Genomic DNA, 6,086 nt, shown 5'->3' with positions numbered 1-6,086 from the left:
TACGCCCCCCCCCCCCCCCCCCCCCCCCCCCCCCCCCCCCCCCCCCCCCCCCCCCCCCCCCCCCCCCCCGGCCCGGCTGTCGCAGATCCAGTACCGCGAGGGCTCGGTAAGCTACCTGGACGTGATCGATGCCGACCGCAGCGTATTGCAGCAGCGCCGGGTGGCCACCCGGTTGGACGGGGAACTGGCGCGCTCGACCGTCAACCTGATACGCGCGCTGGGCGGTGGCTGGGAACGGCAAGCCCCGGCACCCGAGTCGGCCCCGTTGCTGGCGCGCCAGCCTTCGTAACAAGCCGTGGCCGCGATCCCGCGGCCACGGGGGCCGTTGCCTATGCTGTACGGACCGCTTACATAGTCGCGCCCCCCGGCGCGTCGCGGCCATCCTTGCCAGGCCTACACTGGACCGACGCGCCGGCCCCGCGCGGCGGGGCCTTTCCTGCGTGTAAGGAGTCAGGCATGAACACGAAAGCCAAGCGTGGCGCCCTGGGACTGGCCGCGGTCGCCCTGGGAGCCGTTCTGTTTACCTCGGCGCAGGCCGCCTCCGGCGCCGATACCGCCTATCGGGACGACATGGCTCGCTGCAACAGTGGCCGGTCGGGGGAAGATGCCGCGACGTGCCGCCGGGAAGCCGGCGCGGCCTTGCAGGAGGCGCGGCGGGGCGACCTGCGCGGCGCCAGTGATGCCACCTATGAGCGCAACCGTATCCAACGCTGCAATGCCTTGCCGGAAGCCGACCGCGCCGCCTGCGTGGCGCGGATGGACGGGCGCGGAACGGTCAGCGGCAGCGTCGAGGGCGGCGGCTTGCTGCGGGAGTACCAGGAGGTGGTGACGCCGGCGCCCGCTTCCCCGGCCATGCCGTCCAATTCGCCCGGACCCGCGATGCCGCGGCCGGACAGCGGACCCGGCATGCGCTGAGACCTTCTCGCGTTCCCCTTGATCTGGCGCCGGATTCCACCGAAAGTGGCGTTTTCCGGGCGTCGCGGCGCGCCCCGTTATAAAATGCGCTGGCTTTACACCGATCTTTGGGGGGCCAGGTGCGTATTGCCATACTGGAAGACGACCCGGCGCATGCCCGGATCATAGAAAAGACGCTGCTGCAGGCGGGGCACGACTGCCATCTGTTCGAGGACGGCAGGGCGATGTTGCGCGACCTCCATCGCGAAAGCTACGACATGTTCGTGCTGGATTGGCACGTGCCGCATATCGATGGCCCAGAGATCCTGGGGTGGATCCGCCGCAATCTGCCGCCGCACCTGCCCGTGCTTTTCGTCACCAGCCGCGACGAAGAACAGGACGTGGTCGACGGGCTGCAGGCGGGCGCCGACGACTACATGACCAAACCCATCCGGCCGTTCGAACTGCAGGCCAGGGTGGCCGCGCTGCTGCGCCGCGCCTATCCCGAGGCCACGCGCCCGACCCAGCCGGGCTTCGGCGCCTACACCTTCGACTTGCACCGCCGCGAGGTCCGGCTCAAGGGTGAAGCGGTCGAACTCAAGCCCAAGGAATACGAACTGGCCTTGTACCTGTTCCGCAACCTGGGGAGGCTGCTGACGCACGAGCATCTGCTCGAGGAGTTGTGGGGCACGAGCGCCATCGATACCCGCACCGTCACCACGCACATGTCGCAGTTGCGCCGCAAGCTCGACCTGCGGCCCCATAACGGCGTGCGGCTGGTGCCGGTCTACGGCCTGGGCTACCGCTTCGAGATACTGGCCGACCAGCAGGCAACGAACGAATCCAACGACGATCACCCATGAAGACAATACCCAGCATGGACGCCGGCAGCCGGCTGTCCGCGTGGGCCATCGCCGCCGCCTGTGCGTTCGGCCCGATGGCGGCCCATGCCCAGCAGGCCGAACCGGTGCGCCATCTGGTGCGTGACGGCGACACCCTGTACGACCTGGCCCAGGCCTATCTGGAAGATCCCGGCCAGTGGCCGGCCCTGGCGCGCGAGAACGGCAATCCCAATCCGCTCAGGCTCAAGCCCGGCTCCACCATCCTGGTGCCCGACGAGCTGCTGCGCAAGAAGCCCGGCGGCGCGCGCGTGGTGCACGTATCGGGGGGCGTTCGCTATACGACGCGCAGCGGCTCGTCGGGCGCGCTGGAGCGCGACATGCGGCTGATCGATGGCGACAGCCTGCGTACCGACGCGGGGGGCTTTGCGACACTGGAGATGGCCGACGGCTCGGTGGTCCGCGTGGCGGGAGACTCCGAGCTGCGCCTGGAGCGCCTGAAGTACAGCCTGACGAAGAAGCGCGCCGATACGTCGCTGGCCCTGGACAAGGGCCGCGTCGAGTCGCGGGTGCCGCCGCAACGGCCGTCGGGCAGCCGCTTCCAGATCGATACGCCGCTGATGGCCGCCGGCGTGCGGGGCACCGAATTCGGCGTGTCGATGCGCGACGGCAGCGCGGCCACCAGCGACGTCCTCGAGGGCGAGGTCGAGCTGCGTGTCCTGCGTTCGGGCGCCGCGGCGCGGGTCGGAGCCGGCACGGGCGGGGCGGTCGCCGCCAATGCCCAGGCGGCCACGCTGGCGCCGCTGCTGGCGGCGCCCGACCTGACCGGTGTCCAGTCCCTGCAACAACGCCCGATCATCGATCTGGCATTCCCGGCGCTCCAGGGGGCCGCGTCCTACCGCGCTTTCATCTGGCCCGCGGGTACCGCCGAGCAGGTGGCCGGCAACCTCGTGACCGCGACGCCGCGTGTGCGTTTCGCCGGACTGGAGGATGGCGACTACGTGGTCCGGATCAACGGCGTCGACCCCCAGGGGATAGAGGGGCGGCCGATCACCCGATCCATCAAGCTCAAGGCCCGGCCCGAACCTCCGGTCACCATCGCCCCGCCCGACGGCGGCGTGGTGGAGCAGGCCGAGGCCGTGCTTCGCTGGACGGGTGCCGATGGCGTGGTCGGCTACCGCCTGCAAGTGGCCCGCGACGAGGCCTTCGCCAATCCGTTCGTCGACGAAAGCGTGTCGTCCGAGACCTCCCGCGCCGTGGGCGGACTCGCCTCCGGCAACTACTACTGGCGCGTGGGCAGCGTGGTCCGGGGCAAGGATGGCAAGCCGGACGCCGGGCCCTATGGAGATCCGCGCCGTTTCATGGTGCGCTTGCCCGTGGGCGGGAAGCTCGGCATGAGCCAGCAGGGTGACGAAGTGGTGCTGAGCTGGGATGGCGAGGCGGGCCAGAACTATCTGGTCCAGGTCGCGCGCGACACGGGCTTTGCCGGACTGGCGGCCGAGCGCCGGACCGCGGATCGGAAATGGGCGCTCGAGGCATTGCCCGCCGGCGAGTATTTCGTCCGTATCCAGGCGACCGACAGCGACGGCTACGTGCGCGATTTCACGCGCCCGCAACACTTCCGCGTCAATCGCACGGTCCGCAGCGGAGACGGCGCGCTGCATTCGGGCGACGGTCAGGAAATCCAGCTTCCGTAGCGCAGTCTCCCGCGCATGGACAGCCAGGACGTATCGCAGGCATCCGCCACACGGCCTTCGGGGCCAAGGCGGCCACGCGCCCTGGTGCGCGGCATCGCGGTCGTCGCTGGCTTGCTGCTGGCCGCCTTGCTCGCCTGGCAGAACGGCCTGGGGCGCCTGGACGCGGCCCTGTACGATTTCTTCAGCAGGCTGGCGCCCACCGCTCCCAGCCAGGACATCGTGGTGGTGGCCATCGACGAGAGCAGCCTGGCCAAGGTGGGCCGCTGGCCCTGGAGCCGGGACCAGCAGATCGACTTGATCGAGCGGATCGCCCAGCAGGCGCCGGCTGCCCTGGGCCTGGACCTGTTGCTTTCCGAGCCGTCGGCCGACGCATCGGTCGACCAGCGGATGGCCGAAGCGATCCGCCGCAGCGGCAACGTCGTGCTGCCCGTTTTCACCGCTGAAACGGCGGGCAGGGTGCAGGCCATGCTGCCGGTGCCGCCGCTGGCGTCCGCGGCCCGGGCGCTGGGGCATGTCTCGGTCGAGCCCGATGCCGATGGCGTGGTGCGCAGCGTCTTCCTGCGAGAGGGCACTCAAGAGCGTCAATGGAACCATTTCGCACTGGCGCTGCTGCGGGTCGCGGGCAGGCCGGTCGCCGATCCTCTGCCCGGGAACCGGGCGCCCGCCGCCGCGGAGGCGGCACCGGGCGCCTGGTTGCGGGACTTCTGGATGCATATCGCCTACGCCGGGCCGGCCGGCACCTATCGCACGATTCCCGCCGCCCAGGTGCTGGCGGGCGATTTGCCCGACGGCGCGCTGGCTGGACGCATCGTGCTGGTCGGATCCACGGCGGCAGGCCTGGGCGACGTCTATCCGACGCCGCTCTCGGCGCGGCAGCGCTTCACGCCGGGGGTCGAGATATCCGCCAATGTGATCGACAACCTGATGTCCGGCACGGCGCGCCGCATCGTCGAACCCTGGGCGGGCGCGGTGCTGACGGTGCTGCTGGTGGCCGTGGTCCTGCCGACGCTGTGGCTGTTCGCGCCGGGGTGGGCGCTGGCGGCGTCCGTGGCGGGCATCGGCACGGCGGCGGGGGCAAGCGGCGTCCTGCTGCTCGGCCAGGGCGTGTGGTGGCCTCCCGGCGCGGCCGTGCTGGCCCTGGCGGCGTTCTATCTCGCCTGGAACTGGCGGCGCCTGGAGCGCGCGGCCAGCTACCTCGTCGATGAACTGGGAAGATTGAAACGCCACGGAGCCGTCCTGCCGGGCGACGCGGCCGCGCCGGCCGGCGACCTCATCGACCGGCGCATCCACGATCTTGCCCGGGCCACGGGGCGCTTGCTGGATGTCCAGGCCTTCATGTCGTCCGTGATAGAAAGCCTGCCCGAGGCAGCGCTGGCCGTGGCCGCGGACGGCCGCATCCTGCTTGCCAATCGCGAAGCGGTACGGCAATTCGGCGAGGCCGCCGCCGAAGGCAGGGACATGGCTCGCCTGCTGGCGGGCTTCACGCTGGTTTCCGGCGGTGCGCTGAGCTGGCCCGCGGCGGTCGCGCCAGGGCATTTCGCCGAATGTCGCGATGCCGCCGGCCGCGCCTTCCTGTTCGAGTACGCGCAGTGCGCAGGGCAGGAAGCCGCCGATACCGCCTGGATCGCCACCCTGGTGGACATCAATCCGCTGCGCGAGGCCGAACGCAAGCGCGACCAGGCCTTGCGCTTCCTGTCGCACGACATCCGTTCACCGCAAGGCGCGATCCTGGCCTTGTTGGACCTGCACCGAAGCGACCCCACCGAACTCCCGCAGGAGGAATTGCTGGACCGCATCAGGCGCTATGTGCTGCGCACGCAGGCCTTGGCGGAGTCTTTCGTCGAACTGGCGCGGCTGGCGACAGCGCCGGCCCGGGACGAGCCGGTCGACGGCGCGGACCTGGTCCTGGACGCCGCCGACGAGTGCTGGAGCCTGGCTCAGGCCAAGCAGATCGCGCTTGGCACCCACATCCCCGATCACGGTGTTCCGCTGCGCGGCGATCGTTCGCAACTGACTCGTGCGCTGGTCAATCTGATCGGCAACGCCATCAAATACAGCCCGGCCGGTACCCGGGTGGACTGCCGCCTGGATCGCGAAGGGAGGTGGTGGCGGATTGCCGTGCGAGACCAGGGCAGGGGCATCGCGGCCGAGGATCAGGCCCGCCTGTTCCAGGAGTTTTCGCGCGTCGGCGCCGCCGCGGAAAGCGGCGAGCCGGGTTTCGGCCTGGGCCTGGCCTTCGTCAAGGCGGTGGTCGAAAGGCATGGCGGCCGGATCGAGTGCGACAGCGTGGTGGGGCAGGGGAGCGAGTTCCGCCTGTTCCTGCCCGCCACGGTAAACAAGCCTGAACCCCAGGCGGGATGAAGCCCCGGGAGCGCGTAGACTACAGGTTGTCTACGAGGCCCAGTGGTACGAATGACGGAACGGATATTGGTGATACTCATCCTGTGCGCGGCCATGGCCGCGCCGTTCTGCCTGGTATGGCTGAACGCCCGGGAGATCTGGACGGATTTCGTCGTGGTCTATCCCCCCCAGGCCGCGGCCCGGCAAGGGTCCCTGGCGGCGACCGAATGGTATGATGCCGCCCTGTCTTCCTGCCTGTAGTCGCAAGCGTTAACGTCGTCCAACGCGCACGACGTCGCGCCCGCCCGCCGGGCCC

At 70.3% G+C, this 6,086-nt stretch carries 5 protein-coding genes and 1 pseudogene; all 6 read left to right on the top strand.

The annotated features are described in order from the left end of the window. Positions 1–88: 88 nt before the first annotated feature. Positions 89–289, top strand: a pseudogene (locus AC1Q6E_RS18065) (RND transporter); the annotation flags it as partial. Between the two features lie 167 nt (positions 290–456). Continuing rightward, the gene (locus AC1Q6E_RS18060; RefSeq protein ID WP_152795423.1) at positions 457–915 is read left to right on the top strand and encodes a hypothetical protein; all 459 of its coding nucleotides are present in this window, start codon (positions 457–459) and stop codon (positions 913–915) included. 119 nt (positions 916–1,034) lie between these two features. Next, the gene (locus AC1Q6E_RS18055; RefSeq protein ID WP_296557881.1) at positions 1,035–1,757 is read left to right on the top strand and encodes a response regulator transcription factor; all 723 of its coding nucleotides are present in this window, start codon (positions 1,035–1,037) and stop codon (positions 1,755–1,757) included. Beyond that, entirely contained in the window at positions 1,754–3,430 is a 1,677-nt protein-coding gene (locus tag AC1Q6E_RS18050; RefSeq protein WP_152795427.1) for a FecR family protein, read from the top strand. The genes AC1Q6E_RS18055 and AC1Q6E_RS18050 overlap by 4 nt, the downstream gene beginning before the upstream one ends. 84 nt (positions 3,431–3,514) lie before the next feature. Next, a complete protein-coding gene (locus AC1Q6E_RS18045) occupies positions 3,515–5,791 on the top strand; it encodes a CHASE2 domain-containing protein (protein ID WP_296557878.1) in 2,277 nt (758 codons plus the stop codon). Between the two features lie 66 nt (positions 5,792–5,857). Next, entirely contained in the window at positions 5,858–6,031 is a 174-nt protein-coding gene (locus AC1Q6E_RS18040; protein ID WP_296557876.1) for a hypothetical protein, read from the top strand. The last annotated feature ends 55 nt before the right edge of the window (positions 6,032–6,086 follow it).

The sequence above is a fragment of the Pigmentiphaga sp. MLSB6-MA01 genome (assembly GCF_058793475.1).
This window is presented reverse-complemented; position numbering and strand designations above follow the sequence as displayed.

What these genes read in the sequence shown, in the direction of transcription:
- AC1Q6E_RS18060 (WP_152795423.1), top strand. Translation starts at nt 457, where the DNA reads ATGAACACGAAAGCCAAGCGTGGCGCCCTGGGACTGGCCGCGGTCGCC.
- AC1Q6E_RS18050 (WP_152795427.1), top strand. Translation starts at nt 1,754, where the DNA reads ATGAAGACAATACCCAGCATGGACGCCGGCAGCCGGCTGTCCGCGTGG.